Source organism: Roseomonas genomospecies 6, assembly GCF_008365375.1.
Classification (GTDB): domain Bacteria; phylum Pseudomonadota; class Alphaproteobacteria; order Azospirillales; family Azospirillaceae; genus Azospirillum.
Genome location: NZ_QOKW01000097.1, coordinates 1 through 719 on the forward strand (window position 1 = coordinate 1; position 719 = coordinate 719).

The 719-nt window shown below is 69.4% G+C and carries 1 protein-coding gene; it reads left to right on the forward strand.

The annotated features are described in order from the left end of the window. Nucleotides 1–719 (forward strand): hypothetical protein (locus DS843_RS30930; protein ID WP_208852372.1); only part of this gene is annotated, 719 nt, incomplete at both ends.

The window sequence follows — 719 nt, forward strand, 5'->3', positions numbered from 1 at the left end:
CGCCAGCTACACGCTGACCACTTCGGACGCCCACAAGTACCTGCGTGTGGTGGTGACGGCCAACGACGGCAAGGGCGGGACGCCGACGGCGACCTCGGCCTACACGGCGATCGCCAACAGCGCGCCGACCAACAGCGTGGCACCGACGGTGTCGGGCACGGCGACGGTGGGCAACGTGCTGAGCACGACGAACGGCTCCTGGAGCGACGTGGACGGCGACAACCGGAGCTACTCCTACCAGTGGTACCGCGCCGACGACACCGCCGGTTCGGGTGACACGGCCATCAGCAACGCGACGAGCGCCAGCTACACGCTGACCACCTCGGACGCCCACAAGTACCTGCGTGTGGTGGTGACGGCCAACGACGGCAAGGGCGGGACGCCGACGGCGACCTCGGCCTACACGGCGATCGCCAACAGCGCGCCGACCAACAGCGTGGCGCCGACGGTGTCGGGCACGGCGACGGTGGGCAACGCGCTGAGCACGACGAACGGCTCCTGGAGCGACGTGGACGGCGACAACCGGAGCTACTCCTACCAGTGGTACCGCGCCGACGACACCGCCGGTTCGGGTGACACGGCCATCAGCAACGCGACGAGCGCCAGCTACACGCTGACCACCTCGGACGCCCACAAGTACCTGCGCGTGGTGGTGACGGCCAACGACGGCAAGGGCGGCACGCCGACGGCGACCTCGACCTACACGGCCATCGCCAACA